This window comes from Halomonas gemina, from assembly GCF_023554995.1.
GTDB lineage: Bacteria > Pseudomonadota > Gammaproteobacteria > Pseudomonadales > Halomonadaceae > Halomonas > Halomonas gemina.
The window spans coordinates 86,584-113,328 of the sequence record NZ_JAMJPK010000005.1; the positions used below are offsets into that span (position 1 = coordinate 86,584).

Below are 26,745 nucleotides of genomic sequence, written 5' to 3' on the forward strand. Positions count from 1 at the left end.
TGCCGGAGTGTTCCCTCACTCCATGTCTTACAATATTCCAGCATAGCAGGGAATCGTCGGGGGTAAGCTCGGCCCGCTACTCGAAGAGATCGCCCTGGGCGCGGGGTGGACGGAAGGCCGAGGTATCCAGTGGCTGGCTCGCCATGGCCGCTGGATCATTCAAACCAACGCGGCGGCAGGCCTTGTGGAAGCGCTGCTCCAGGAGTTCCGCAAACACCCCCTCGCCCCGCATGCGCGTGCCGAATCGCGGGTCGTAGTCGGCGCCGCCGCGGCACTGGCGGATCAGGCTCATCACCTTGCCGGCCCGTTCGGGGTAGTGCTCGACTAACCACGCCTCGAACAGCGGGGCGACCTCCCGGGGCAGGCGCAGCAGCATCCAGCCGGCTGTAGTGGCTCCGGCGTCGGCGGCGGCCTTGAGCAGGCGCTCGAGCTCATGGTCGGTCAGCCCCGGAATCACCGGCGAGACCAGGGCACCCACCGGGATACCGGCCTCGGCCAGGGTGCGGATCACTCTCAGCCTTGCCGACGGGGAGGCGGCCCGCGGCTCCAGGGTGCGCTTCAGCTCGGTATCGAGGCTGGTCAGGCTGACCATTACCCGCACCAGGCGCTGCTTGGCCAGGGCCCGGAGCAGGTCGAGGTCGCGCAGGATCAGCCCGCCCTTGGTGACCAGGGTCACCGGGTGGCGGCACTCGAGCAACAGTTCCAGGATGGCGCGGGTGGTGGCGTAGCGGGCCTCCAGGGGCTGGTAGGCATCGGTGTTGCCGGCGAGATTGATGGGCCGGCATTGGTAACCGGGCCGGCACAGCTCGTCCCGCAGGCGCTCCAGCAGGCCGGTGCGGGCGATCAGCTTCGTCTCGAAGTCGAGCCCCGGGGAGAGGTCCCAGTAGGCGTGGCTCGGCCGGGCGTAGCAGTAGATGCAGCCATGCTCGCAGCCTCGATAGGGGTTGATCGAGCGGTCAAAGGGCAGGTCGGGAGAGCTGTTCCAGGCCAGGGCGCTGCGGGTGTGCTCCTCGCGCACCTCGGTGGCCAGGCTCGTCGGCGCCTCCTCCTGCCACCAGCCGTCGTCGACCGGCTCGCTGGTGGTCGGGGCGAAGCGGTTGTGGGGGGCATAGGTGGCGCCGCGACCCTTGCGAGCCACCCCATCGCGGTTCGGCTGGTGGACCATCGGGGATGCCTTTTTACTGTATTTATAATCAGTATAAGTGTGCGACGCGGATCTGTCAGCCCATGGCAGGTCGCCTGAGCCAGGTCAAACTGCTGGGCGATGCGCGTTGACGCTTCACCGGGGGGTTGCTAGCTTACGCGCACTCTCAGGTGCTGGTGGATGCGTCTGCCAGTGAAACGGGAAGTCGGTGATCTCATTCCGACGCTGCCCCCGCAACGGTGATCGAGGAAAGAACGGCCATCACGCCACTGTGCTGCTGCACGGGAAGGCGGTCGTTCGGAAGGTCGGGCCTGCTTCATGCCCGGCGTTCTCTCGTCAGCCCGGAGACCGGCCCGAGAGTTCATGCCGAGTTGCGGTGGGCGACCTCGAGGCAGGGCCGGCGCCGCTTTTTTCCGTTCGTCCTTTATCCTCGACCCCTTGCCGCCTCGGCGCACAACACGCCATCACGCCGTGCGGGTGAGCACGGTGAGCAAGGGACACATCATGAAAACCAGAAATCACTCTGCCCGGGGCCTGGCCGCCTTTGGCCTCGCCGCGCTTCCGCTGGCCGTCCACGCCCAGTCGAACACCGCCGCCCCGGCGTCCACCTCCGTCGAGCTCAACCCGATGGTCGTGACCGCTGCCCTGGCGCCCCGCACCGCCGACCAGAGCCTCTCCTCCGTCACCGTGATCGACGAGGCCGCCCTGCGTCGCCAGGATCCCGTCAGCATCACGGATGTGCTGCGCGGTCAGCCCGGGGTGGATGTCAGCACTAATGGCAGCTTTGGCAAGGTCAGTAACGTCTATATCCGCGGTACTTCCAATAATCAAAGCTTACTGTTGATTGATGGCATCCGCTTGCGTTCGGCATCCCTTGGCGGCGCCTCCTGGCACTACCTCGACCCAAGAATGTTCGAACGTGCCGAAATCGTGCGCGGCCCCCGCGGCAGCCTTTACGGCGCCGATGCGGTGGGTGGCGTGATCCAACTGTTCACTCCCGAAGGGAAAGAGGGTGATCCTCAACCGAGCATTTCCGTCGGCGGAGGTTCCTTCGAGACTCAACGCTACTCCGCCAGTCTCTCCGGCGCCGAGGGCGGCACCCGCTACCATTTCGCAGCCAGCCGCTTCGATACCGAGGGCGTGCCGGTGCGTCGCGGTGGTGATGAGAAAAGCTACGACAACACTTCCGGCTTGGTCAGGCTTTCGCACACCTTAGACGGTGGCGCGGAGGTGGGCATGCTGGCGCTTCGAGCTACCGGGAATACCGAGTTTGATGCAGGTGGATTTCCAGCTGATACTGACTATGTCCAGCAGGTGGCTGGGGTCTATGGTGAGCTGCCAATAACAGATACTTGGCTCAGCAGGTTGACACTGAGCGAGGCACGTGATGAGAGTGTCAACTACGCTTATAATTCAAACTTTAACACCAAGACAGACACAGCGAGGTGGAAAAACACCCTTCATCTCGGCCCTCACGAGTTGATTCTTGGGGCAGAGCATGTGGAAGACAGTGTAGAAGGAAGTGATACCGGTTTTTTGGGCTCTTATGACGTTGAGAGTCGACATAATACTGCCGTGTTTGCACAAGGACTATTGGACTTCTCCCCCGTCTCGCTGCAGGCCAGTTTGCGCCACGATGACAACGAGGCTTATGGCGAAGAGGTTACCGGTAGCCTGGCACTGGGCTACGATTTGAATGCCAACCATACATTACGAGCGAATTATGGTACGGCCTTCAAGGCGCCGACTTTTGATGATCTTTACTATCCAGGATTTGGAAATCCTGATTTGGAGGCAGAGACATCTGAAACACTGGAGTTGGGAGTTCGTGGTCAATTTGAGTCGTGGTTTTGGGATGCAGCGGCTTATCAAACCGATATAGAAAATCTGATTGCTGGGCAAACTCTGAGAGATAATGTGCCGACCTCACGAATTCGTGGTATCGAGCTTTCCGCAGGCTATAATCTCGACACTTGGATAGTTGCAACTGCTTTGACTTATACCAACCCGGAAAACCGCTCTGGGATTTACGAGGGTAACCGCTTGCCGAACCGTGCTACCCAGAGCTTGCGTGTCGATGTCGATCGTGAACTGGGCGACTGGTCGCTGGGGGCGTCATGGATCGCCCAGAACCAACGTTACAGTGATCCTGACAATCAAGAGCGACTCCCGGGCTATGGCATCGTCAACCTGCGAGCCGGCTGGGAGTTTGCGCCGATGTGGTCAGCCAGATTGAACGTCGAGAATGTTCTGGACAAGCAGTACGCTACGGCAAAATTCTTTGACGGCGATGACTACATCAACGCCGGCCGGGCGGCCTTTGTAAGCGTCCACTTTGGCCCGTAGGGAGCCGCCAGTGATTCACCGTCTGTCGGGCGTGGTCGGGCTCTTGCTCGTGCTGCTGGCCGGCCTTGTCGGGCAGGCCAGCGCCGATGAGGTCTGCGCCATCGACGATACCGGCCGTGAGGTCTGCCTGGCGGCGCCGGCTGAGCGCATCGTCGCGCTCTCTCCCGGGGCGACCGAGCTGCTCTTCGCGGCCGGGGCAGGGGAGAGGCTGGTGGCGGTGGTGGATCACAGCGACTACCCGCCCGAGGCCGGCGAGCTGCCCTCGGTGGGCAGCCATGACCGCCTGGACCTGGAGCGACTGGTGGCCCTGCAGCCCGACCTGGTGATCGGCTGGGTCACCGGCAATCCCGCCGAGCAGGTCGAGCGCCTCGAGCGGCTGGGGGTACCCGTGTTCCGCATCGAGCCACGGGAGTTCGAGGGCATCGCGACGGCCCTCGAGCGCCTGTCGCGTCTGGCCGGCAGCAAGGCGCAGGGACGCCTGGCCGCCGAGCGCTTTCGCCAGGGCCTTGCCGAACTGTCGGCGCGCCATGAAGCTGCCTCACCGGTGCCGGTGTTCTACCAGGTGTGGGATTCGCCACTGATGACCGTCAACGACGAGCACCTGATCGGCAAGGTGGTCACGCTCTGCGGGGGCGTGAACGTCTTCGGTGGCCTGTCGCGGCTGGTGCCGCGTATCGACGAGGAGGCCCTGCTGGCGGCCGACCCCGAGGTGATCCTCGCCGGAGGGCGGGGGGAGGAGAATCGCAGTTGGCTGGAAGACTGGCAGCGCTTTCCCGAGCTGACAGCGGTGGCTCGCGATAACCTCTTCTTCGTGCCCCCGTCGCTGCTCCAGCGGCCCACGCCGCGCCTGCTGGAGGGCAGCCGGCTCCTCTGCGACAGGCTGGAGGTAGCCCGTGGGCGGCGCTAGCCCGCGCGCATCACGGGGGCACCTTACCCTGGGCCAGCTGGCGTTGACCCTGGGGGTACTGGCTGCCGCCGCCTTGGCCGCCCTGGGGCTCGCCGTTTCCCTGGGTAGCGTGACCCTGCCACTGGGGAAGAGCCTGGCCGCGCTGGGCGGCGGGGGCGACGCCCTGTCACGCACGCTGATCCTGGAGCTGCGCCTGCCACGTGCCTTGGCCGCCTTCGCCACCGGCGGCCTGCTGGCGGTGGCCGGCGCCCTGATGCAGGTGCTGCTGCGCAACCCGCTGGCGGACCCCTATGTGCTGGGGCTTTCCGGCGGTGCGGCCGTGGGTGCCCTGCTGGCGATGCTGGCGGGGCTGGGCAGTGCCCTGGTCTCGGGGTCGGCCTTTGCCGGCGCCCTGACGGCGACCCTGCTGGTGTTCGGCCTGGCCCACGGTACCGGCAGCTGGACCCCCTCGCGGCTGCTGCTCACCGGCGTGGTCGTCGCCTCCGGCTGGGGGGCGGTGATTACCCTGATCCTGTCGCTCACCCCGTCCCGGCAGCTGCCGGGCATGCTCTACTGGCTGATGGGCGACCTGGCCCATGCGCGGGCGCCCGGCGCCGCGCTCGGCCTGCTGGGACTGGTCTGCCTGCTGGTGGTGCCGCTCGGGCGAAGCCTCAACGTGCTGGCGCGGGGCGGGCTGCAGGCCGCGGCCCTGGGCGTAGCGGTCCGGCGCCTGGAGTGGCTGGTTTACCTGCTGGCGAGCCTGGTCACCGCCGTCGCCGTGACCACGGCCGGGAGCATCGGCTTCGTGGGGCTGGTGGTGCCGCACCTGCTGCGCCTGGCGCTGGGCAACGACCAGCGGCTGATCCTGCCCGCTTGTGCCCTGGCCGGCGGCACCCTGCTGGTGCTCGCCGATACCCTGGCGCGGACGGTCATTGCCCCCGAGCAACTCCCGGTGGGGGTGATCACCGCCCTGCTCGGCGTGCCGACCTTCCTCTACCTGCTGCACCGGAGCCGCTGATGAGTCGCCTGGAGACCCGTGGGCTGGTCATCGACGTGCCGGGCCGCAACGGCGGCGACCCGCTGGACCTCGCGGTGCTGCCGGGCCAGATCTGGGGAGTGCTGGGACCCAACGGCGCGGGCAAGACCACCCTGCTGCATACCCTGGCCGGCCTGCGCTCTGCGCGCGCCGGCTCGGTAGAGGTGGATGGCTTGCCATTGACGCGCCTGCGCCGTCGCCGGTTGGCCCAGTGCCTGGGCCTGGTCTTCCAGGAGCATCACGACGGCTTTCCCGCCACCGTCGAGGAGACCGCCCTGATCGGTCGCCACCCCTGGCTTTCCCCCTGGCAGATGGAAACCGCCGAGGACCTTGCGCTGGCCCATCGCGCCCTGGCGCGACTCGATTTGGCCGCGCTGGGCGGGCGCCAAGTGTCCACGCTCTCCGGCGGCGAACGCCAGCGGCTGGCGATCGCCACCCTGCTGGCCCAGGATCCGGGCGTCTGGCTCGCCGACGAGCCCACCAATCATCTGGACCTGCACCACCAGGTGGCGGTGATGCGGCTGCTGGCCGAGCAGGGAGCCAGGGGCCGTGGCGTGATGATCTGCCTGCATGACCTCAACCTGGCTGCTCGCTGGTGCGATCACCTGTTGCTGCTCTATCCGAACGGTGAGACCTGCTGGGGCCCGGCGGAGAGCATGCTGGTACCCGAGGTCCTCGAGCGACTCTATGGCCAGCGGCTGGCCAGTGCCGAGGTGGAGGGCTCGAGGGTGTTTGTCGCCGTTCCCTGAGCCTTGCACTTTGGTCGTGCCCGCCGCCGGGCGCTGGCATCTTCGCTGTCCGTTCTCCTGCCGCCCCGGTGTTGGCCGCAGCTTTATCCACATGGATGCCGTTGACGTAAACGTCGCCAAACCGCCCGGTAAAGTGTCGACAACCTTCCAGAACCTGATGGCCTTAACGCCATTACCGCTGCTGGCAGGCGGTAGTTGAAGGGATGATTGTCGACAGCGAAGGGTGGCCGTACCGTCCCTCCGTTCGATAGAAGGTCGAATGTGCTCCCTTGCTGCACCCGCGTAAAACGATCGGGGCCAACAACAACAAACGACGACAAGGACCGCTCATGCCCAATCAGAACCGATGAGGAACCGACGTGCTGCTCAAACGCGAATACGGTGAAGAACATCCCTACTGGCCCCTCGGCCCCTTCAAGCTGCGCTTGCCCTTTATCCACTTCCGCTGGGAGATTCCCGAGACCGTCCAGGCGCTGGTGATGTTTGTCATCGCCATGGGCATGATCCCATTGCTCGAGCAGTACCTGGGGGTACCCTACGAGGTGGCGCTGGCCTTCGTGGTGGTCTGCGGCATCGGCTTCATCCTGCCACCGCTGCTCGGCGTGCCCTTCATCGCCGGCTGGATCACCCCCGCGATCCCGGTGGTGCTGCTGTTCCTGAGTGACTTCACGCCCGGCCCCGAGGCGATCCGCGCCATGGTAGCCCTGCAGCTGGTGGTGACGGCCATCTTCCTGTTCATGGCGGTGACCCGGCTGGGTTCCAAGCTGGTCAACAACATTCCCGACTCGATCAAGGCGGGCATCCTGCTGGGGGCGGGCATCGCGGCGATCAGCGGCGAGATCAGTGCCGGCGGCCGCCTCTACAACACGCCGATCTCGCTGGGCATCGGTGGCCTGGTGACCCTCTACGTGCTCTTCTCGCTCTCCTTCCGCGACCTCGCCGAGAGGCACCGCTGGGCACGCAACATCGCTTCATACGGCATGGTGCCGGGCATGCTGGTGACCATGGCCATCGGCTGGGGCGTGGGCGAGTACCCGCTGCCCGAGATCGAGTGGGGCATGGCGATGCCCGACTTCGCCGGTATCTGGGGCTACCTGCCCTTCGCGGTCGGGCTGCCGGGCGTGGAGCTGCTGCTGGCCGCGATCCCCACGGCGATCATCGCCTATATCATCGCCTTCGGTGACATCATCGTCGGCCAGAGCCTGATCAAGCGGGTCGACCACCTGCGGCCCGACGAGAAGATCGAGGTCAATGTCGATCGTGTCCACCTGATCACCGGCCTGCGCAACCTGATGCACGCCTTCCTTGCCCCCTATCCGGGGCTCGCCGGCCCGCTGTTCACCGGTGCCATGGCGACCATCGCCGAGCGCTACCGCTACGGGCGCAAGGCCATGGACACCATCTACTCGGGCGCCTCGGTGTTCTGGATCGTCGGCTTCCTGGCGCTGTTCATGCTGCCGCTGATCACCCTGTTCCGGCCGGTGCTGCCGATCGCGCTATCGATCACCCTGCTGATCACCGGTTACCTGTGCATCGCCGTGGCGGTGGAGCAGATCCGCAATGCGACGGCCATGGGCGTGGCCGGCATCATGGGGGTGGTGCTGGCGACCCACGGCGCCGCCTGGGGGCTGGGTGTCGGCCTGGTACTCTACTTCATGGTCGAGCACCGCTCACGCCGTGCGCGCGCTGCCGAACCCGAGGAGCCGATCGCGGTGGAAGACGACATGGCGGTGGAGGCAGAGGATGGCCCCGAGCCGGAGCCTGTCACGCGCTGATCCTGGGTGCTAGTGCAGCAGTTGATGCGGGCCGCCTCTCGGGGCGGCCCGCAGCGTTGTTGGGGAGGCCGTTGGGGGAGAGCGTCAGGCGTCGGGCAGGTGGCCGTTGAAGCGCGACGGGTCGTCGCTGATCACCGCCGTGACGCCCCATTGCCAGCGCGGGGCGAAGGCGGCGGGGTCGTTGGCCGTGTAGCAGAGCAGCCGGTAGCCCGCCTCGACGACCTCGCGAACGCGCGCCTGCTTGAGGCGCCGCCAGTCGGCATGCACGCTGAAGGCCTGCACCGGCTCGCAATGCCGGCGCCAGTCCCGGCCGATCGCCTCGAAGAGCACGCCCAGTGCCAGTGATTCGGGCCCGGCCAGGGCGCGTGCCTGGGCCAGGGCGGTGTCGTTGAAGGAGGAGACCAGGCAGCGCGTCGGCGGCAGCGCCTCCATCACCGGGGGCAGGACGGCCTTCACCAGGGCCAGCGGGTCGCGGCCGCGATTCACCTTGAGCTCCAGGTTCACCCCCATCTCCAGCTCGTCGAGCAGGGCCAGCATCTCCCCGAGGGTGGCGATGCGCTCGCCCAGGAAGGCGTCGCCGAACCAGCTGCCCGCATCGAGCCGGCGGGCAGCGGCCAGGTTCAGGTCGGTCAGTCGCCCGCGGCCATCGGAGCAGCGCCGGATATTGGCGTCGTGCCAGATCACTGGGGTGCCGTCGCCGAGCAGCTGCACGTCCAGCTCCACCCAGCCGATGCCTGCGGCGTGGGCGGCGCGCACGGCGGAGAGGGTATTCTCCGGGGCATGCGCGGAGAGGCCGCGGTGGGCAATCAGGCGGGGCAGGGGGAGGTCGGGGTGGGGCATGCACAGTCGTCCTGGTCAGCGAGGCGCCGTCCACTGGCGGCGAGGAAGCGCTCTACAGCGTATCGTCATCCGCCATGACGTGGATATGGTAGGCTGCGCGATTTCGCGCCCTGGTGATGGTGCCGGACCCGACGAGACGAGGAGAGTGAGATGAGAGTCGTGCATATCAAGAATCCCCGGCAGCGCGAGGCCTGCCTGGCCCGGCTGTGCGCCGAGGCCTATGGCCAGGAGGCGGGCCTCAGGCCGCTGGCGACCTTCGCCGGCACCCTGGGCGTGCTGGTCAAGCAGGAGGCGGCCAGGGTGCTGGCCCTGGTGGATGACCAGTCGCGGCCGGTGGCGCTGGCCCTGCTCGTGCTCGACGAGGTCGGCAGCAGCATGACCGTCATGCTGCTGGCTGAGCTTGACCAGGAACAGGAGCAGGAGAGCGTGGCACGGCCGGCCGAGCGCCTGGTCGCCGAGCTGGCGCTCAAGGCCCCCCTGCGTGTCGATGCCCGAGATGCCGAGCAGGAGGCACGCTTTCGCGACGCCGGCATCACCCGCTGGCTGGATGGCATGGCCGGGGTGCGGATCGGCCTGGGCCCCAAGCATCCCGCCACCTCCCTCGAGGAGCTGCCCCGGGCACTGACCTTCGACGAGGCGGCGGTGATCCAGTCCTTCAAGCGCGACCGCCAGCAGTTCGATGACTACAAGGCGCGCTTCATCCGTGGGCTGGAAACCTTTCCCGCCACGCTCTGACGGCGGCACGACTTGACCCCGCGTAGCCACGGCGCTTGACTGGTGGGCCCATCCCGCAGGCAGCACAAGGAAAGCACCCCCATGGCCAAGCGTATCCAGTTCGCTCGCACCGGTGGGCCCGAGGTCCTCGAACTCGTCGACGTCACCCCGGCCGAGCCGGCGCCCGGCGAGGTCCGTGTCAGGAACCAGGCCGTCGGCCTCAACTTCATCGACATCTACTTTCGCACCGGCCTCTATCCGGCGCCCTCGCTGCCCTCCGGCCTGGGCACCGAAGGGGCCGGCGTGGTCGATGCGGTGGGCGAGGACGTCACCCACCTCGAGGTGGGTGACCGTGTTGCCTATGCCCAGGGGCCGCTGGGCGCCTATGCCGAACAGCATGTGCTGCCGGCGGCCAAGGTGGTGGCGCTACCCGCCGGCATCGACGTCGAGACCGCCGCCGCCAGCATGCTCAAGGGCCTGACCGTGCAGTACCTGCTGCGCCAGACCTGCCCGCTGGAGGGCGGCGAGACGATCCTCTGGCACGCCGCCGCCGGGGGCGTGGGCTCCATTGCCTGCCAATGGGCCAAGGCGCTGGGCGTGAAGCTGATCGGTACCGTCAGTTCGCCGGAGAAGGCGGCCCTGGCCGAGAAGAACGGTGCCTGGGCGACCATCGACTACACGCGAGAGGACGTGGTCGAGCGGGTCCGTGAGCTGACCGATGGGGCGATGTGCGACGTGGTCTATGACTCGGTGGGCAAGGACACCTGGGAGACCTCGCTGGACTGCCTCAAGCCCCGTTCGCTGATGGTCAGCTTCGGCAACGCCTCCGGTGCCGTCGAGGGCGTCAACATCGGTATCCTCAACCAGAAGGGATCACTGTTTGTTACCCGGCCGAGCCTCAACGGCTATGCCGACACCCGCGAGCGTCTGGAATGGATGGCCGGTGAGCTCTTCGCGATGCTGGAGAGCGGCAAGGTGACGGTCGATATCGCCCAACGCTACCCGCTGGCAGAAGCCGGCAAGGCCCAGGAGGCCCTCCAGGGGCGCCAGACTACCGGGTCCACCATTCTGCTGCCCTAGGCCCTTCGGGCAGGGGCGAGGGGCAATGAACGCCTGGCGGCTTGCCCTCGGCGTTCTGAACCACCACTCTGCTCCTCGTCCCTCGTCCCTCGTCCCTCGTCCCTCGTCCCTCGTCCCTCGTCCCTCGGCGCTATGCCTGCTCCACATAAGCCCCCATCTCCCGCATCCGCGACTCGAAACGTGCCACGTTGTCGACTAGGTCGTCGGGGCCGAAGGCCACGCACTCGGCCAGCAGCACCTCGATCAGGGTGATCGCCGAGAGGATCGAGGGGAAGAAGTGCGGCGTGGCGTTGGCCACCGGGAAGGTGATGCTGGCGCCGGGCACCAGCGGCGAACGCATGGTGTCGGTAACCACGATGGCACTCACGCCGTTGGCACGGGTGATCTCCAGGGCTCGCATGGTCTCGGCACAGTACGGCTCGAAGCCGAAGGCGATCACCACGTCGCCCTCGCCGAAGGGGGCCAGCTCGGTAAGCAGGCCACCCTCCAGCCCGCGAATCAGGTGGACGTCGGGCATGGCGATGCGCCCCACGTAGGCGAAGTGGTAGGCGCAGGCGAAGGTGTCGCGAAAGCCGACCACCGCCACCTTTCTGGCGCCCAGCAGCAGCTTTGCCGCCTCGCGGACCTTCTTCTGGTTGTCGGCGGTGAACAGCCGGCCGATGTTGTCGAAGGCCGCGTCTCCGACGTCCAGGAACACCTGGTCGTCGGTCTGGCTGGCCAGGCTGCGCAGTTGGCTGGCTCGCCCCGAGAGCTCTACCGGTCCGGCCTGTACCGCCGACTGGAACACCTCGCGGAACTGCTCATAGCTCTCGAACTCGAGCCGCTTGGCCAGCCGCATCAGCGTCGAGGGGGTGACCTTGGCGGCAGCGGCCGACTTGCGGATCGACTGGAAGGCGATCTCTACCGGGTGTTCCAGCACGTAGCCGGCGGCCAGCTTGAGCTGCGGGCTCAGCTCCGGATAGGCCTCGGCCAGCTGCTGGTTGACGGCATCCAGTCCCGCCGGGGCCTCCGGCGGCGAATCCGGGGTCGGGGTCTGCGGTTCCAGCACGCGGTTCTCCTCACCTGATCATGTTGTTGGCATCGGCCCATCACGCAAGCGCGCATTGTAACGCATGCGGGGCGGCATGAATGAAACAAGTGTGTCTGATTAAAAAAACAATGACACATCTGTATTGACGTTCCTCAGGACCTTCGTCTAGGATGCCTGCAAAACAGACGTGCCTCATTGTCATCATGATTGATACGTTTGTTTCATTTATCGTCAGCCACTCCCAGGAACGACCGAACCCGACATGAGCCACTCCGCCAAGCATCCCGCCTACGAGACCCTGATCACCCAGCGCCACGGCCAGGTGATGGAGATTCGCTTCAACCGGCCCCATCGCCTCAATGCCGTGGTCGAGGCGCTGTATACCGAACTGCTCGATGCCCTCGCCCAAGCAGAGGCCGAGGTCGATATCCGTGCCGTGATCCTCACCGGCGAGGGCCGCGCCTTCTGCGTCGGCGCCGACATGAAGGAGCATGGCAGTGCCAAGCGGTCGCTGTTCCAGCGCCGCCAGTACCTGCAGCTGGGCAACGACGTCTGCGAGGCGATCCTGCGCCTCAGGAAGCCCGTGATTGCCGCCGTCAACGGCTATGCCCTGGGTGCCGGCGCCGAGATGGCGGTCTCCTGCGACTTCATCCTGATGGCGGAGGATGCCCAGGTCGGTTTCCCCGAGACTAGCATCGGCACCTGCGTGGGTGGCGGCGTCTCCAAGCTCCTGCCCGAGCTGGTGGGCCTGGCCCAGGCGCGCCGGCTGCTCTTCACCGGCCGGCGCATCGACGGCGAGGAAGCCGCCCGCATCGGCCTGGCGACCTCCAGCTGGACCGCCGACTCCCTGCTCGACGAGGCCCGCGCACTGGCCGGCGAGCTGGCGAAGCAGGCCCCGGTCTCCATCGCCATGCTCAAGCGGCTGGTCAACCAGGGCAGCGACACGAACCTGGAGAGCCAGCTGCAGCAGGAACTCGATGCGGTCTTCACCTGCTCGACCACCGAGGACTGGCAGGAGGGTGTCGACGCCTTCGCCGAGAAGCGCACGCCCCGCTTCCAGGGCAAATAATTCCTCTCTCGCGCCCGGCCAGTTGCCGGGCCCGTTGTCACCATTCAACGACCCTTGCGGTCAAGGTCAGCAGCACATGAATCCCATCGAAGGACACCTCCCGACCCGCAGCCCCCTGCACGACATCCTGGCGCCAACCGGCATCGCGGTGGTCGGCGCCTCCGCCGACCCCACCAAGCGGGGCTACAAGGCGATGGTCGGCCTGATCAAGGACGGCTATCGCGGTGACATCTATCCGGTGAACCCCAAGGCCGACATGATCCTCGGGGTCAAGGCCTGGCCCTCGGTCACGGCGATCCCCGGCAACCCCCAGCTGGCGCTGATCTGCACGCCGGCGGCCAGCGTACCGGGGCTGATCGCCGAGTGTGGCCGTCGCGGCATCAAGGGGGCGGTGATACTCGCCAGCGGTTTCGCCGAGGTCGGCGGTGAGGGCGCCGACCTCGAGCGCGAGATGATGGCCAAGGCCGAGGCGCACGGGGTGCGGATCATCGGCCCCAATACCTCGGGCGTCTTCAACCTGCACCACCACATCAACCTGCTGGCGCTGGACAACGTCAAGCCGGGTGACGTGGGCATCATCTCCCAGTCCGGCAACATGCTGCTGTCGCTGGCCCTGGAGGCCCAGCACAATGGCCAGGTGGGTTTCTCCACCTACGTCGGCCCCGGCAACCAGAGTGATATCGGCTTCAACGACTACCTGCGCTACCTGGGCGAGGATGAGAACACCCGGGTGGCCACCCTCTATGTGGAAGGCTTCCGGGACGGGCGCAAGTTCCTCGAGGTGGCCCGTGACGTCACGGCCATGAAGCCGGTGGTGGTCTACAAGTCCGGCTCCACCGAGCAGGGCCAGAAGGCCGCCAGCTCCCATACCGGTGCACTGGCCGGCAGCTACGCCATGACCGTGGACCTGCTCCGGCAGTCCGGGGTCAGCGTGGTGCAGTACTCCGACGAGATTCTCCCGGTGGCCGAGGGCCTGGGGCTGCTGCAGAAGTCCCGCGGCAAGCGGGTGGCGGTGATCTCCGATGGCGGCGGCCAGGCCACCATCGCCTCCGACCGCCTGGCCGAGGCGGGCCTGGAGCTCGCCGAGCTCTCCGAGGCCACCCGGGCGAAGCTTCGCGAGGTACTTTTCCCCCAGGCGTCTACCGTCAACCCGGTGGACGTGGCAGGCTCCACGGACACCAATCCCTCGCTGCTCGCCACCTGCATGGAGATCGTCGCCGCCGACGACAACGTCGACAGCGTCTTCCTGGTCGGCATGTTCGGCGGTTACAGCACCCGCTTCGCCGAGTCGCTGCTAGGCGACGAGATGCGCGGCGCCGAGGCGATGGTGGACCTCTCCAACGTCACCGAGAAGCCGCTGGTGATCTACAGCCTCTATACGCCGATCAAGCCGCCGGCGCTGCGGCGCCTGCACGAGGCGGGCCTGCCGGTCTACGCCTCCATCGAGCAGTCGGTCAGGGTACTCGCGGCGCTGGGCGAGCGCGGCCAGTACCTGGCGCAGACCCATGACTACTCCCGCGAGACGCCGGTGGATGCCCGTCCCGAGCTTACCGCCATGTTCCACCAGGCCCGGGCCGAGGGGCGTGACCTCTTCGAGTACGAGGCCAAGCAACTGCTGCGCGACCACGGCGTCGAGGTCCCGGTGGAGCGGGTCGTCAGGGACGAGGCCGAGCTTGCCGCGGCAGCGGCAGCGCTGGGCGAGACGCCGCTGGCCATGAAGGTCGTCTCGAAGGACATCCTGCACAAGTCCGACGCCGGCGGCGTGAAGCTCAACGTGGTGGGCGAAGCCGCCATGCATGATGCTCGCCGGGCGATCCTCGACGCCTGCATGGCCTACGACGCCGACGCCGAGATCGAGGGCGTGCTGGTGACGCCCATGGCCAAGAAGGGCGTGGAGGTGATCGTCGGGGTGATCCGCGACCCGATCTTCGGCCCGGTGCTGATGTTCGGCCTCGGCGGGATCTTCGTCGAGATCCTCGAGGATGTGGCCTTCCGCGCTATCCCGTTGTCGCGCCATGATGCCCGCTCCATGGTGGAGCAGATCAAGGCGAAGCGGATCCTCGAGGGGGTGCGCGGCGAGTCCGCCGTCGACAAGGAGGCGCTGGTCGACCTGCTGCTCAAGGTGTCGAGCATCGTCGCCGCCTACCCGGACCTCAAGGAACTCGATCTAAACCCGGTCATCGTCAACGCCGACGGCTATGCGGTGGTGGATGCCCGGGTTATCGTCGACCGTGACAGCGCTGCCACCGACAAGGACACTCACGCATGAGCCTGACCCAACCGCAACTGACCGACGCCCGCCTGCGCCTGGAGGGTCGGGTGGCCACCCTGACCCTGGATCGCCATGACGTACGCAACGCCCTGACCGGCACCGCCCTGGTGGATGACATCGTGGCCGTGGCCGACTGGGTCAATGCCTGCGACGAGGTCTCCGTGCTGGTCATCACCGGAGAGGGCTCGGCCTTTTCCGCGGGCGGCAACGTCAAGGACATGGCAGAGCGCGGCGGCGACTTTGCCGGTGATGTGGCCGAGGTCGCCAGCCGCTACCGGCGGGGCATCCAGCGTATCCCGCTGGCCCTGCAGGGCGTGGAGGTGCCGATCATCGCCGCGGTCAACGGCCCGGCCATCGGCGCCGGCTTCGACCTGGCCAACATGGCCGATGTTCGCATTGCCTCCCGCAAGGCGAAGTTCGGCGAGACCTTCCTCAACCTGGGCATCATTCCCGGGGATGGCGGCGCCTGGTTCATGCAGCGCCTGATCGGCTACCAGCGCGCCTTCGAGCTCACGCTCTCAGGCCGGGTGATCGATGCCGAGGAGGCGAAGGCCTATGGCATCGTGCTGGAGGTCACCGAGCCCGAGGCACTGATGGAACGGGTCGGCGAGATGGCCGCACAGATGGCGGCCCAGCCGCCTAAGGCGACGCGCCTGACCAAGCGGCTGATGAAGATGGGCAGCCGCATGGAGCTGCCCGACTTCCTCGACCTCTGTGCGACCTTCCAGGGCATGTGCCATAACGAGCCCGAACACCTCGATGCCGTCAATGCCATGCTGGAGAAGATGGCCAGGAAGTAGGCGTTGCGACAGCGCAACCCATGGAACCCGGCCGAGGCCGGGTTCTGCGCCTCCGGGTGAGGCGAAAGGTCTGGCTTTTCTCTCCTGTGGCTGGTGTGCTTGAGTCTCCACGACTGCACAGGGAGGTGTCATGGCCGACAGCACGCTGGTCTTCATTGTCCTGGGGCTGACGCTTGCCGCCTTCGTCTGGGGGCGCTTCCGTTACGACCTAGTGGCCCTTTCGGCGCTGCTGGGGTCGGTGCTGCTGGGCCTGGTCCCGGCCGGCGAGGCCTTCCTCGGCTTCGGCCACCCGGCGGTGATCACCGTGGCGGCGGTGCTGGTGCTCAGCCGTGGCTTCGAGCGCTCCGGCGTGGTGGACGTGATCGCCCAGCAGGTGCTCAGGGCGGGAGAACGGCTCTTCTTCCAGCTGGCCGCGCTGACCGGTACCGTGGTGGTGCTCTCCGGCTTCATGAACAACGTCGGGGCCCTGGCGCTGCTGCTGCCGGTGGCCATGCGCCTGGCCCGCGAGCATGACACCTCGCCGTCACTGCTGCTGATGCCGCTGGCCTTCGGCTCGCTGCTGGGCGGGTTGACCACCCTGATCGGCACACCGCCCAACATCATCATCGCCAGCTACCGGGGCTCGGTCACCGGCGAGTCCTTCGGGCTCTTCTCCTTCTCTCCCGTGGGCGTGGCGGTGGCCCTGGCCGGGCTCGCCTTCATCCTGTTGATCGGCTGGCGGCTGGTACCCCAGCGGGCCGGCAAGGCCTCTACCGAGGAGATGTTCGACACCGCCAACTACCTGGTCGAGCTCGAGGTGGACGAGGAGGCCAAGGCCAACGGCTGGACGCTGCGTGACCTGCACGAGGCCCTGGAGGAGACCGTCCCGGTGCTGGCCGTGGTGCGTGACGACAGGCGCCGCGCCGGCCATGCCTTCCACGGTGAGCTGCGGGCCGGCGATATCCTGCTGCTGGAGGCGGGCCCCGAGGAGATGAAGCTGCTGGAGGACAAGGCAGGGCTTCGCGTAGGCAAGGAACCCGAGGAGGAGGACGAGACGGCGCATCAGGATGAGGCCGACGACAACGCGCGGGAAGCGGAAAACGCGGCGCAGGAAATGGCGCGTGATGAGGAGAACGAAAAGGAGAGCAAAAAGGAGAAGGAAAAGAAGGGCGTGGATACCGAGGGGCTGCAGCTGGTGGAGGCGGTGGTGCGCAACGACTCCATGATGGTCAATCGCACCGTCGGCCAGTTGCGCCTGCACAACCAGTTCGGCCTGCACCTGGTGGCCGTGGCCCGCGACGGGGGACGCCTCAAGCAGCGCCTGCGTGATATCCGATTCAGGGCCGGCGATGTCCTGCTGCTGCAGGGCGGTGAGAGCGAGCTCTCCGAGAGCCTGGCGACCCTGGGCTGCCTGCCGCTGGCCAGCCGCAACCTTGCCCTGGGTCAGCCGCGCCTGCTGCTGGTCTCCCTGGCCATTTTCGCCGCGGCCATCCTGGCTATCCTGCTGGGTGTGCTGCCCGCGGCGGTGGCGCTCGCCACGGCCGCCCTGGTCTCGCTGCTGGTGGGGGTGCTACCGCTGCGTGAGGGCTACCAGGCGATCGACGGGCCGGTGATCGTACTTCTTGCGGCAATGATTCCGGTGGGCGAGGCGCTGGAGACCAGCGGCGGGGCGGCGCTGATCGCCGACGCCATGCTCGGCTGGGGCGGGCAGTGGCCCGTGGTGGTCACCCTGGTGGGCCTCTTCGTGATCACCATGATGCTCTCCGACATCATCAACAACGCCGCGGCAGCGGTGCTGATGGCCCCCATCGCCGCGAGCCTGGCGCGTGGCTTCGAGGTGTCGTTGGACCCCTTCCTGATGGCGGTGGCCGTCAGTGCCTCCTGTGCCTTCCTCACGCCCATCGGCCACCAGTCCAACACCCTGGTAATGGGCCCCGGGGGCTATCGCTTCGGGGACTACTGGCGCATGGGCCTGCCGCTGGAGATGGTGGTGCTGGCGGTGGCCATTCCCATGATCCTGCTGGTGTGGCCGCTTTAGAGCGGAGCCAGATTGCGAGAGGCGCCGGGGAAAGGGTGTAGAGGGGGGCTATGCCAGGGGTGAGGAGCACTGCTCCGAACGGGCTGGCCATGGATGGCTTGCACCGGACCTGCGAGCGGAGCGGGACGCGAGAGCGAAGCAGGGCATCGGTAGCGTACAGGGAGGTATTCACAGCGCCCCCTCGTAGCCCTTTTGCCGGAATAGCCTCGAGCAAGGTGTCTACATAAGAATTGAACGCCCCGGCACATGGCCGGGGCATTGAGGGACTGCGTGGTTGGCCTGGGCTCAGGCGGCCTGGTGGCGCAGCACCTTCGACTTGTCGGTGACGAAGGCGTCATAGGCAAAGTCGTCAACGGTCAGTAGCTCCAGCACCTCTGCCTCGCGCTCGCGCATGAAGGTGGCATCCTCTGCCGCGATGAGGCCCGCCTCGAGGGCGGCCTCCACCTTCTGCTCGGGGTGCAGGGCGTCCGCCGGCAGCTCGCCCTTGGCATGGGCCTTCTGGACCCGGCGGTAGAGCTCTTCGGCGCGCTCCTGGCTGGCCAGCAGGGCGTTGTAGTGGGCGAGGGGATTGTCCCGGCTGCCGTCGTTCTCCTGCCAAGTGGTTTCCAGCAGGTAGTGGCGCAGCGCCGTGTCGCGAGAGACGGCCTGGGCGATCTCGCGGGTCAGGGCATCCTGGGGGCGCTTCCAGTGGCGGCCGGCGGGCATCACTACGATGCGCAACAGCCGGCCCAGGGCACGGCTCGGCAGGTTGTCGAAGAGCTCGTCCAGGGCCTGCTCGGCGCGACCCAGCAGGAAGCGGCAGCCATAGTGCAGCAGGGCGGCCTCGCCCTCGACCTTGTCGCCTTCGTGCCACTGCTTGAGCGTCATCGAGGCGAGATAGAGGTTGGAGAGCACGTCGCCCAGGCGCGCCGAGAGCATCTCGCGCTGCTTGAGGGTCGAGCCGAGGCTCGCCATGGCGGCATCGGCGCACAGCCCGAAGCCGGCGGAGAGGCGAGCGACGTCCTTGGCATAGGGGGCGGCGACCTCGTCGAAGGGCACCTCCGCCCGGCCGACTCCCAGGCCCTGGGTGAGGGCACGGGCGGCGTTGCCGAAGATCAGCCCGGCGTGGCCGAAGAACGCCTTGTCGAAGGCCCCCAGGTCATCGGCATCCTTGGCGGCCAGCTCCTCGAGCACGTAGGGATGGCAGCGGATTGCCCCCTGGCCGAAGATCATCAGGTTGCGGGTCATGATGTTGGCGCCTTCCACGGTGATTGCCACCGGGTTGGCGCTGTAGCCGATGCCGAGGTAGTTGCGCGGCCCCAGGGTCACCGCCTTGCCGCCGTGGATGTCCATGGCGTCGCCGAGGATCTGGCGCTGGAACTCGGTGAGCTGGCTCTTGAGGATCGCCGAGGGCACCGCCGGCTTCTCGCCGTGGTCGATGGTGTTGGCCGTCTGGTAGACCGCGGCCCGGGAGATGTAGGCCAGCGCGGCCATGCGCGCCAGGGGCTCCTGGACCCCCTCCATCTCGGCCACCGGCACGTTGAACTGGCGACGTATGCGGGCGAAGCCGCCGCTCCAGCCCAGGGCATAGCGGGCGGTCCCGGTGGCGCCGGAGGGCAGGGTGATGCAGCGGCCGATGGAGAGGCACTCCACCAGCATCCGCCAGCCCTGGCCGATCATCTCGGGCCCGCCGATGATGGTGTCGAGCGGCACGAAGACGTCCTTGCCCCGGATCGGCCCGTTGAGGAAGGGGCTGCCGATGGGGTGGTGGCGGCGACCGATCTCCATGCCAGCGGTGTCGCGCGGGATCAGCGCCAGGGTGATGCCGCGATCGCTCTCGTCACCCAGCAGGTGGTCGGGGTCGAAGAGCCGGAAGGCGAGGCCCACCACGCTGGCGATGGGCGCCAGGGTGATCCAGCGCTTCTCGAAGTTCAGGCGCAGGCCCAGCACCTCCTCGCCGTCGATTTCCTGCCGGCAGACCACGCCGGTATCGGGGATGGCCGTGGCGTCACTGCCCGCGCGGGGGCCGGTAAGGCCGAAGCAGGGGATCTCGCGCCCGTCGGCCAGCCGCGGCAGGTAATGGTCCTTCTGGGTCTCGGTGCCGTACTTGAGCAGCAACTCGCCTGGGCCCAGGGAGTTGGGCACGCCCACCGTGACCATCAGTGTCTCGCTGACCGAGAGCTTCTGCAGCACCAGCGACTGCGCCTTGGCGGAGAAGCCGAGGCCGCCGTACGCTTGGGGGATGATCATGCCGAAGAAGCCTTCCCGCTTGAGGTAGTCCCAGAGTTCCTGGGGCAGGTCGGCGCGCTCCCGGGCGATCTCCCAGGCGTTGCACATGCCGGCGGCCACGCTGCACTGGTGGTCGAGGAAGGCCTGCTCCTGCGCCGTGAGCCCCTCGTCGCGGTAGTCGAGCAGTCGCTTCCAGTCGGGACGCCCGGTGAAGAGCTCGCCGTCCCAGGCCACGGTGCCGGCTTCCAGCGCGGTGCGCTCGGTCTCCGAGACCCGGGGCGCGACCTTCTTGAACAGGGCGAAGAGGCGTGGCGAAAGCCAACGGACGCGCATTGATGGCAGGCCGGCTACCGCCACCCCGGCGGCGCCGGCCAGCAGCAGCACGCCCAGCAGGGAGGAGGCGAAGAGCAGGCTGGCCAGGCCGGTGACGGCGAGCACGGTCAGGGCGGGCAGGGCACCCGCCTCGCGGCGCATCACCGCCAGCAGGCCGACGATGGCCACGATCAGCAGGATCAGGGTGAGCATGGAGTGACTCCGGTTGTTGTCGACTGCAAGAATTCGAACAGATGTTTGAATTCTTGCAGACTAGCCCACTTTGTTGCAACCGGCCAGCGGCATGATTCGTAGTCAAGGTTTCAGCAAGAGCGAGAGGCGCCGGGGACAGGCCGTAGAGGGGGTCCTACGCCAGGGGTGAGGAGCACTGCTCCGAACGGGCTGACCATGGATGGCCAGCACCGGACCTGCAAGCGGAGCGGGACGCGAGAGCGAAGCAGGGCGTCGGTAGCGCCCAGGGAGGGGTTCACAGCGCCCCCGGAGGGCCGGCCCCCCTCGTAGGCCTGTCGCCGGAAAAGCCTCGAGCGTGGTAGTCATCTGCGACTGTCTGGCATCCAAAAAACGCCCCGCGCTGCAGGGCAGGCGGGGCGCAGTGGTGCCGCAGGGGCGGCGCTATGCCTCGAGGCGGCGCTGGGGCTCGTCCCGGGCCGGAGCGCCGTTCGCCACGTAGTAGGGGGCGTCGCTTCTCGGCAGCGGCTCGCGGCCGCGGATGCGGTCGGCGATCTTCTCGGCGAGCATGATGGTCGGCGCGTTGAGATTCCCGGTGGGAATCACCGGGAACAGCGAGGCGTCCACTACCCGCAGCCCTTCGAGGCCGTGCACTCTGCCCTGGCCGTCCACCACGGCATCGTCGCCTTCGCCCATCCGGCAACTGCCGCAGGGGTGGTAGGCGGTCTCGGCATGGGCCTTGACGAAGGCATCCAGCTCGGCGTCGGATTGCACGTCCGGCCCCGGGGAGATCTCCCGACCGCGGTAGGGGTCGAAGGCGGGCTGGTTTATGATCTCGCGGGTCAGCCGGATGGCATCGCGGAACTCCTGCCAGTCCTTCTCCCTGGACATGTAGTTGAACAGGATCGACGGTGCCGCCTCGGGGGCCCGGGAGGTCAGGCGGATGCGCCCGCGGCTCTCGGAGCGCATGGAGCCCACGTGGGCCTGGAAGCCGTGGGCCTGGACCGCGCTCTTGCCGTTGTAGCTGATGGCGATGGGCAGGAAGTGGTACTGCAGGTTGGGCCACGCTTCCTGGTCATTGGAGCGGATGAAGCCCGCCGCCTCGAACTGGTTGCTGGCCCCCACGCCCTTGCCCAGGAAGAGCCACTCGGCACCGATCTTCGGCTGGTTGTACCACTTCAGCGCCGGGTAGAGCGAGATCGGCTGGGTGCACTCGTACTGGATATACATCTCCAGATGGTCCTGGAGGTGGGCACCGACGTTGTCGTTGACCTGCACCGGTTCGATGCCGAACTCGTCCAGGAGCTCCTTCGGCCCCACGCCGGAGCGCTGTAGGATCTGCGGCGAGGCGATGGCCCCGCCGCACAGCAGCACCTCGCGGCGGGCACGGGCCTGGCGCGCCTCGCCCTTGCGCGCGTAGCGCACGCCCACGGCGCGCTTGCCCTCGAACTCGATGACGTCGGTGAGGGCGTGGGTCTCGATGGTCAGGTTCGCCCGCCCCCTGGCCTGGTCGAGGTAGCCGCGGGCCGTGGAGGCGCGACGGCCGTTGGGGGTGACGAAACGATCCATGGGGCCGAAGCCCTCCTGCTGGTAGCCGTTGACGTCCTCGGTCTCCGGGTAGCCGGCCTGCTTGCCCGCCTCGATGAAGGTCCGGTAAAGCGGGTTGTTGCCCTCTTTCGGCGTCGTGACACTCACCGGCCCGTCGCCGCCATGGTAGGCATTTTCGCCGATATCGCGGCTCTCGGACTTCCTGAAGTAGGGCAGGCAGTCGGCGTAGCTCCAGTCCGCAAGGCCCGGCGCCTTGGCCCAGTGGTCGTAGTCAAGGGCGTTGCCGCGGATGTAGCACATGCCGTTGATCAGCGAGGAGCCCCCCAGCCCCTTGCCGCGCCCGCACTCCATGCGTCGGCTGTCCATGTGCGGCTCGGGGTCGGTCTCGAAGGCCCAGTTGTAGCGCTTGCCCTGCAGCGGATAGGCCAGGGCCGCGGGCATCTGGGTGCGGAAGTCAAGGCGATGGTCGGGGCCGCCGGCCTCGAGCAGCAGCACCGAGACGTCAGGATCCTCGGTGAGGCGGGTGGCCAGCACGTTGCCGGCCGACCCCGCACCGATGATGATGTAGTCGAATTCACGGATCTGTGACATGGGATCTCCTTAAAACACCGACTCGAAGGGGCCCATCTCGATCTGTACCGACTTGGTCTGGGTGTAGTGGGCCAGGGTCTCGAGGCCGTTCTCGCGGCCCACGCCGGACTGCTTGTAGCCACCCACCGGCATCTCGGCGGGGGACTCGCCCCAGGTGTTGATCCAGCAGATGCCCGCCTCCAGGCGATGGATCACCCGGTGGGCACGGTTGAGGTGCTCGGTGAAGACGCCGGCGGCCAGCCCGTAGTGGGTATCGTTGGCGCGGCGGATCACCTCCTCCTCGTCATCGAAGGCGAGTATCGCCATCACCGGGCCGAAGATCTCCTCGCGCACGATGCGCATCCCGTCGGTGCAGTCGGTGAACACCGTGGGGGCCGCCCAGGCGCCCTGAATCCAGTCGATATCGCCCTGCTCGCCCCCGCCCTGAAAATCCGAGTTCCAGGCCTCGCCACCGGTCAGGAGCGTGGCGCCCTCCTGCTGACCCAGGGCGATGTAGGAGAGCACCTTCTCCTGGTGCTCGAAGCTCACCAGGGGGCCGAAGTTGACGTTCGGGTCCAGCGGGTCGCCGGCACGGATGCGCGCCACGCGCTCCTTGAGCCTTGCCTCGAAGGCCTCCTTCACTGAGCGCTCGACGAAGACCCGGGTGCCGTTGGTGCAGATCTGCCCGCTGGAGTAGAAGTTGGCCATCATGGCGGCGTCGGCGGCGCGGTCGAGGTCGGCATCGCTGAACACGATCAGCGGTGACTTGCCACCCAGCTCCATGGTCACGTCCTTGAGGGTGGAGCCCCCGGCGGCGGCCATCACCTTCTTGCCGGTTCCCACCTCTCCGGTGAAGGAGACCTTGTCGATGCCGGGGTGCCCGGTCATCAGGGCGCCGACGCTGCCGTCGCCATGGATCACGTTGAAGACGCCATCGGGCAGCCCGGCCTCGGTGAAGATCTCGGCCAGCCGCATGGTGGTCAGCGGGGTGACCTCGCTGGGCTTGAAGACCACGGCGTTGCCGGCAGCCAGCGCCGGGGCACTCTTCCAGCAGGCGATCTGGATGGGGTAGTTCCAGGCACCGATGGCGCCGATCACCCCTAGCGGCTCGCGACGGGTGTAGACGAAGGAGTCCTCGCGCAGCGGGATCTGGCTGCCCTCGATGGCCGGTGCCAGGCCGGCGTAGTATTCGAGGACGTCGGCGCCGGTGACGATGTCCACCGCGGCCGTCTCGCTGATCGGCTTGCCGGTGTTGCGGGTCTCCAGCTCGGCGAGCTCGTCATTGCGCTCCCTCAGCAGCGCCACCGCGCGGTTGAGGATCCTGCCGCGCTCCATGCCGGTCATGGCCGCCCAGGCCCGCTGGCCCTTGCGGGCCGCGGCCACGGCGGCGTCCACGTCGGCCTCGGCGGCCTGCTGCACCTCGGCGAGCCGCGAGCCGTCGAAGGGATTGACCACGGCAAAGGTCTCGCCGGAGGTGGCGGCCGTGTGACGGCCGTCGATGTAGAGGGTCTGGGTCTCGAGGGATGGCATGGTGACCTCCATTCAGGAAGGGGAAAGGGTATCTCGGGTGTCGAGCAGGCGATCGAGGTAGTCCCGGGCCAGGCGACGCGCCTCGTCGCTGTCCAGGCCCTCGAGTGTCAGGGCGCCGCGCAGCCACAGGCCGTCGATCAGCGCGGCCAGTGCGCGGGCGCAGGCGCGGGCCTCGTCACGGGGCATCAGGCGGCGGAACTGGTGGCAGAGGTTGGCGTAGAGGCGCCGGTCATTGACCTGCTGCAGGCGCGCCAGCTCGGGCTTGTGCATGCTGCTGGCCCAGAAGGCCAGCCAGGTCTTGGCTACCGGCCCGGTGACCTGGCTGCGGTCGAAGTTGCCGTCGATGATGGCAGCGATGTGGTCCCTGGGGCTCGAGGTGGTGAGCTCTCTGCGTCGTGCCGCTACTGCCTCGCCCAGGTCGCTGAGGATCTGGCGCATGGTGGCCTCCAGCAGGCCGTCCTTGCCGCCGAAGTAGTGGCTGATGATGCCGGCGGAGACGCCAGCATGACGAGCGATGCGCATCACCGTGGCATCGGCCAGGCCGACCTTGTCGATCGCCGCCATGGTGGCCTTGATCAGCTGCTGGCGGCGGATGGGTTCCATTCCAACCTTGGGCACCGTTGCTGGCTCCTTTCCCGGGGAATTGATCTTGCAACCACCACGTGAAGCATGGTTACCATGTGCACAGCTTGCCATTTCTTTATTGAACGTTCAATCAATAAAGAGCCTGGCACAGGATACCGCTGGCTCGTGGTGCTGTCACCGCGGCTATACTTCACGTCCCACAAGAGGAATGTCTCCATGCACACCCGCAACCTGAACCGTCGCCTGACCCTGGGGCTCGGCGCCGCCGCCCTCGGTTTCTCCGTCTCTCCGCTGCAGGCCGCCGAGCCCGAGAGCTGCGAGACCGTACGCTTCGCCGAGGTCGGCTGGACCGACATCACCGCCACCACCGCGCTCACCACCGAGGTGCTCGAGGCACTGGGCTATGACACTCGCATCGACACCGTCTCCGTGCCCATCGCCTACCAGGGCATGAAGAACGGCGACTTCGACGTCTTCCTGGGCAACTGGATGCCCTCCATGGCATCGATCAGCGACCCCTACGTCGAGGATGGCGATATCGATCGCCTGGGGGCCAACCTCGAGGGTGCCAAGTACACCCTCGCCGTGCCGCAGTATGTCCACGATGCGGGCGTCACCTCGGTGGCCGACCTCGCCGAGCATGCCGATCAGTTCGACAGCGATATCCACGGCATCGAGGCAGGCAACGACGGCAACCAGCTGATCCAGCAGATGATCGATGATGACGCCTTCGGCCTGGGTGACTGGCAGCTGGTCGATTCCAGCGAGGCCGGCATGCTCGCCGAGCTGAGCGCTCGGGTGCCGGAGGAGGAGTGGATGGTGTTCCTTGGCTGGGAGCCGCATCCGATGAACACCAACTTCGACATGGCCTACCTGGAGGGTGCCGATGACTACTTCGGCCCCGACCTCGGCGGCGCCACCGTCTACACCAACACCCGTAGCGGCTACGTCGAGGAGTGCGCCAACGTCGGTGCGCTGCTGGAAAACCTCGAGTTCACCCTCGAGATGGAGAACCAGCTGATGGGCGAGATCATGGACGATGGCGAGGATCCCCGTGATGCCGCCCGGGCCTACCTGCAGGCAAATCCCGAGCTCCTGGAGGAGTGGCTCGAGGGCGTCGAGACCCGCGAGGGCGAGCCGGCGCTGCCGGCGGTCAAGCGCGCCCTCGACATCGAGGCGTGAGGGCCGCGCGGGCTTGCCATGCGGTGAGCCCGCGTGCATAATCCCTCTCCGTTGCCCGGCTGCGGCCGGGCAAGCCGTTGATAAGGCTACGTAGCTCAGCTGGTTAGAGCACATCACTCATAATGATGGGGTCCCCTGTTCGAATCAGGGCGTAGCCACCAGGATGCACGAAAACGCCCGCCAGGCCTCGCCCTGGCGGGCGTTTTCGATTGGGCTCCGCTGTGCCACGCGAGGGGGAGGTGTACCAATCCCCGCTTGACCTTGCGGGCCCGATCCGTATACTACGCCCCGTGCTCGAGGTCATTCCCCGATAGCTCAGTTGGTAGAGCAAATGACTGTTAATCATTGGGTCGCAGGTTCGAGTCCTGCTCGGGGAGCCAGCGTCGCTCATGCAGCGATGGATCTCGTCAATATGAAAGGCACAGTGCGGCATGCGGTCATTCCCCGATAGCTCAGTTGGTAGAGCAAATGACTGTTAATCATTGGGTCGCAGGTTCGAGTCCTGCTCGGGGAGCCAACCGCTCCTAGCTGCCAGCCGCATCCCCTCGCATCATCTTGTTGTTCCCCGATAGCTCAGTTGGTAGAGCAAGTGACTGTTAATCACTGGGTCACAGGTTCGAGTCCTGTTCGGGGAGCCAGTCCTGTCTGGCCGTCATCCTTTTTCGTCTGAGCTGTCGCCCCTCGCCTCGCCGGGTAGCGTCTTCCATTCCTGTGCCTCTTCGTCGCTCGTCGGCCGGAGCGCCCCTGGTATTCGGGTCCCCCCTGCGCACGACGGTCGTTCGCCATGGCCGGTCGTAACGCCTCCCGATGGCGAGGCGATCACCCGACGCAAGGCGCCGGGCCCGAAGGCCCGGCGCTGCATG

General features: G+C 67.0%; 19 protein-coding genes, 4 tRNA genes and 1 riboswitch. Of the genes, 16 read left to right on the forward strand and 7 right to left on the reverse strand.

The features are described 5' to 3' along the window. Positions 1-76: 76 nt before the first annotated feature. On the reverse strand, positions 77-1,165 hold the full coding sequence (locus M8009_RS11910) for a PA0069 family radical SAM protein (protein ID WP_250061359.1): 1,089 nt from the start codon (positions 1,163-1,165) through the stop codon (positions 77-79). A 130-nt stretch (positions 1,166-1,295) separates the two neighbouring features. Next, positions 1,296-1,515, forward strand: a riboswitch (cobalamin riboswitch). Between the two features lie 133 nt (positions 1,516-1,648). On the opposite strand from M8009_RS11910, the gene M8009_RS11915 reads away from it, so the two are divergent. The 5 genes from M8009_RS11915 (at position 1,649) to M8009_RS11935 (ending at position 7,936) form a co-directional block, all read left to right on the forward strand. Then, complete coding sequence (locus M8009_RS11915; RefSeq protein ID WP_250061362.1) at positions 1,649-3,490, forward strand: TonB-dependent receptor domain-containing protein; 1,842 nt, start codon at positions 1,649-1,651, stop codon at positions 3,488-3,490. A gap of 10 nt (positions 3,491-3,500) precedes the next feature. After that, the gene (locus tag M8009_RS11920; protein ID WP_250061364.1) at positions 3,501-4,397 is read left to right on the forward strand and encodes a cobalamin-binding protein; all 897 of its coding nucleotides are present in this window, start codon (positions 3,501-3,503) and stop codon (positions 4,395-4,397) included. A 28-nt stretch (positions 4,398-4,425) separates the two neighbouring features. Continuing rightward, positions 4,426-5,394 (forward strand): FecCD family ABC transporter permease, encoded by a 969-nt coding sequence (locus M8009_RS11925; RefSeq protein WP_430886916.1) that lies wholly within the window; start codon positions 4,426-4,428, stop codon positions 5,392-5,394. Beyond that, positions 5,394-6,161: an ABC transporter ATP-binding protein gene (locus tag M8009_RS11930; RefSeq protein WP_250061372.1), complete on the forward strand. Its 768-nt coding sequence runs from the start codon at positions 5,394-5,396 to the stop codon at positions 6,159-6,161. Before M8009_RS11925 ends, M8009_RS11930 begins: the two co-directional genes overlap by 1 nt. A 359-nt stretch (positions 6,162-6,520) precedes the next feature. After that, positions 6,521-7,936: a xanthine/uracil/vitamin C permease gene (locus M8009_RS11935; protein WP_250061374.1), complete on the forward strand. Its 1,416-nt coding sequence runs from the start codon at positions 6,521-6,523 to the stop codon at positions 7,934-7,936. Positions 7,937-8,020: 84 nt separating this feature from the next. On the opposite strand, the gene M8009_RS11940 is transcribed toward M8009_RS11935, so the two are convergent. Then, positions 8,021-8,776, reverse strand: coding sequence for a glycerophosphodiester phosphodiesterase family protein (locus M8009_RS11940; RefSeq protein ID WP_250061376.1), 756 nt, complete (start codon positions 8,774-8,776; stop codon positions 8,021-8,023). Positions 8,777-8,926: 150 nt separating this feature from the next. Between M8009_RS11940 and M8009_RS11945 the strand changes: the two genes are divergently transcribed. Together M8009_RS11945 and M8009_RS11950 are read left to right on the forward strand one after the other, a co-directional pair. After that, positions 8,927-9,511, forward strand: coding sequence for a hypothetical protein (locus tag M8009_RS11945; protein WP_250061378.1), 585 nt, complete (start codon positions 8,927-8,929; stop codon positions 9,509-9,511). 81 nt (positions 9,512-9,592) lie between these two features. Further along, positions 9,593-10,570 (forward strand): NADPH:quinone reductase, encoded by a 978-nt coding sequence (locus M8009_RS11950; protein WP_250061380.1) that lies wholly within the window; start codon positions 9,593-9,595, stop codon positions 10,568-10,570. Between the two features lie 130 nt (positions 10,571-10,700). Here the strand turns inward: M8009_RS11950 and M8009_RS11955 are convergent, their stop codons facing one another. Continuing rightward, the gene (locus M8009_RS11955; protein WP_250061381.1) at positions 10,701-11,618 is read right to left on the reverse strand and encodes a MurR/RpiR family transcriptional regulator; all 918 of its coding nucleotides are present in this window, start codon (positions 11,616-11,618) and stop codon (positions 10,701-10,703) included. Positions 11,619-11,862: 244 nt separating this feature from the next. On the opposite strand from M8009_RS11955, the gene M8009_RS11960 reads away from it, so the two are divergent. From M8009_RS11960 to M8009_RS11975, 4 genes are all read left to right on the forward strand, one after another. Next, the gene (locus tag M8009_RS11960) at positions 11,863-12,669 is read left to right on the forward strand and encodes an enoyl-CoA hydratase/isomerase family protein (protein ID WP_250061383.1); all 807 of its coding nucleotides are present in this window, start codon (positions 11,863-11,865) and stop codon (positions 12,667-12,669) included. 76 nt (positions 12,670-12,745) lie between these two features. Next, a complete protein-coding gene (locus M8009_RS11965) occupies positions 12,746-14,938 on the forward strand; it encodes an acetate--CoA ligase family protein (protein ID WP_250061391.1) in 2,193 nt (730 codons plus the stop codon). Beyond that, positions 14,935-15,741: an enoyl-CoA hydratase-related protein gene (locus M8009_RS11970; RefSeq protein ID WP_250061393.1), complete on the forward strand. Its 807-nt coding sequence runs from the start codon at positions 14,935-14,937 to the stop codon at positions 15,739-15,741. The genes M8009_RS11965 and M8009_RS11970 overlap by 4 nt, the downstream gene beginning before the upstream one ends. Positions 15,742-15,871: 130 nt before the next feature. After that, complete coding sequence (locus M8009_RS11975; RefSeq protein ID WP_250061395.1) at positions 15,872-17,758, forward strand: SLC13 family permease; 1,887 nt, start codon at positions 15,872-15,874, stop codon at positions 17,756-17,758. A 285-nt stretch (positions 17,759-18,043) separates the two neighbouring features. Here M8009_RS11975 and M8009_RS11980 read toward each other — a convergent pair whose 3' ends face one another. From M8009_RS11980 to betI, 4 genes are all read right to left on the reverse strand, one after another. After that, complete coding sequence (locus tag M8009_RS11980; RefSeq protein ID WP_250061397.1) at positions 18,044-20,491, reverse strand: acyl-CoA dehydrogenase; 2,448 nt, start codon at positions 20,489-20,491, stop codon at positions 18,044-18,046. A gap of 420 nt (positions 20,492-20,911) precedes the next feature. Continuing rightward, the gene (betA, locus tag M8009_RS11985) at positions 20,912-22,606 is read right to left on the reverse strand and encodes a choline dehydrogenase (protein ID WP_250061405.1); all 1,695 of its coding nucleotides are present in this window, start codon (positions 22,604-22,606) and stop codon (positions 20,912-20,914) included. A 9-nt stretch (positions 22,607-22,615) separates the two neighbouring features. Next, on the reverse strand, positions 22,616-24,115 hold the full coding sequence (gene betB / locus M8009_RS11990) for a betaine-aldehyde dehydrogenase (protein WP_250061407.1): 1,500 nt from the start codon (positions 24,113-24,115) through the stop codon (positions 22,616-22,618). Positions 24,116-24,127: 12 nt separating this feature from the next. Beyond that, entirely contained in the window at positions 24,128-24,733 is a 606-nt protein-coding gene (gene betI, locus M8009_RS11995; protein ID WP_250061409.1) for a transcriptional regulator BetI, read from the reverse strand. A gap of 183 nt (positions 24,734-24,916) precedes the next feature. Between betI and M8009_RS12000 the strand changes: the two genes are divergently transcribed. The 5 genes from M8009_RS12000 to M8009_RS12020 all read left to right on the forward strand — a co-directional run bounded on the left by M8009_RS12000 (position 24,917) and on the right by M8009_RS12020 (position 26,520). After that, entirely contained in the window at positions 24,917-25,882 is a 966-nt protein-coding gene (locus tag M8009_RS12000) for a choline ABC transporter substrate-binding protein (RefSeq protein ID WP_250061411.1), read from the forward strand. Positions 25,883-25,966: 84 nt separating this feature from the next. Next, a tRNA-Met gene (locus M8009_RS12005) sits at positions 25,967-26,043 on the forward strand. Positions 26,044-26,186: 143 nt separating this feature from the next. Continuing rightward, positions 26,187-26,262 (forward strand) — tRNA-Asn (locus M8009_RS12010). A 61-nt stretch (positions 26,263-26,323) separates the two neighbouring features. After that, positions 26,324-26,399: transfer RNA gene (locus tag M8009_RS12015), tRNA-Asn, on the forward strand. A gap of 45 nt (positions 26,400-26,444) precedes the next feature. Further along, a tRNA-Asn gene (locus M8009_RS12020) sits at positions 26,445-26,520 on the forward strand. The last annotated feature ends 225 nt before the right edge of the window (positions 26,521-26,745 follow it).

Bases quoted from the DNA above. Each gene is read 5' to 3' on its own strand.
- M8009_RS11970 (WP_250061393.1), top strand. From the start codon at position 14,935: ATGAGCCTGACCCAACCGCAACTGACCGACGCCCGCCTGCGCCTGGAG.
- betA (WP_250061405.1), bottom strand. From the start codon at position 22,606: ATGTCACAGATCCGTGAATTCGACTACATCATCATCGGTGCGGGGTCG.
- M8009_RS11940 (WP_250061376.1), bottom strand. From the start codon at position 8,776: ATGCCCCACCCCGACCTCCCCCTGCCCCGCCTGATTGCCCACCGCGGC.
- M8009_RS11975 (WP_250061395.1), top strand. From the start codon at position 15,872: ATGGCCGACAGCACGCTGGTCTTCATTGTCCTGGGGCTGACGCTTGCC.
- M8009_RS11965 (WP_250061391.1), top strand. From the start codon at position 12,746: ATGAATCCCATCGAAGGACACCTCCCGACCCGCAGCCCCCTGCACGAC.
- M8009_RS11960 (WP_250061383.1), top strand. From the start codon at position 11,863: ATGAGCCACTCCGCCAAGCATCCCGCCTACGAGACCCTGATCACCCAG.
- M8009_RS11910 (WP_250061359.1), bottom strand. From the start codon at position 1,165: ATGGTCCACCAGCCGAACCGCGATGGGGTGGCTCGCAAGGGTCGCGGC.
- M8009_RS11930 (WP_250061372.1), top strand. From the start codon at position 5,394: ATGAGTCGCCTGGAGACCCGTGGGCTGGTCATCGACGTGCCGGGCCGC.
- M8009_RS11980 (WP_250061397.1), bottom strand. From the start codon at position 20,491: ATGCTCACCCTGATCCTGCTGATCGTGGCCATCGTCGGCCTGCTGGCG.
- betB (WP_250061407.1), bottom strand. From the start codon at position 24,115: ATGCCATCCCTCGAGACCCAGACCCTCTACATCGACGGCCGTCACACG.
- M8009_RS11950 (WP_250061380.1), top strand. From the start codon at position 9,593: ATGGCCAAGCGTATCCAGTTCGCTCGCACCGGTGGGCCCGAGGTCCTC.
- M8009_RS11915 (WP_250061362.1), top strand. From the start codon at position 1,649: ATGAAAACCAGAAATCACTCTGCCCGGGGCCTGGCCGCCTTTGGCCTC.
- M8009_RS11945 (WP_250061378.1), top strand. From the start codon at position 8,927: ATGAGAGTCGTGCATATCAAGAATCCCCGGCAGCGCGAGGCCTGCCTG.
- M8009_RS12000 (WP_250061411.1), top strand. From the start codon at position 24,917: ATGCACACCCGCAACCTGAACCGTCGCCTGACCCTGGGGCTCGGCGCC.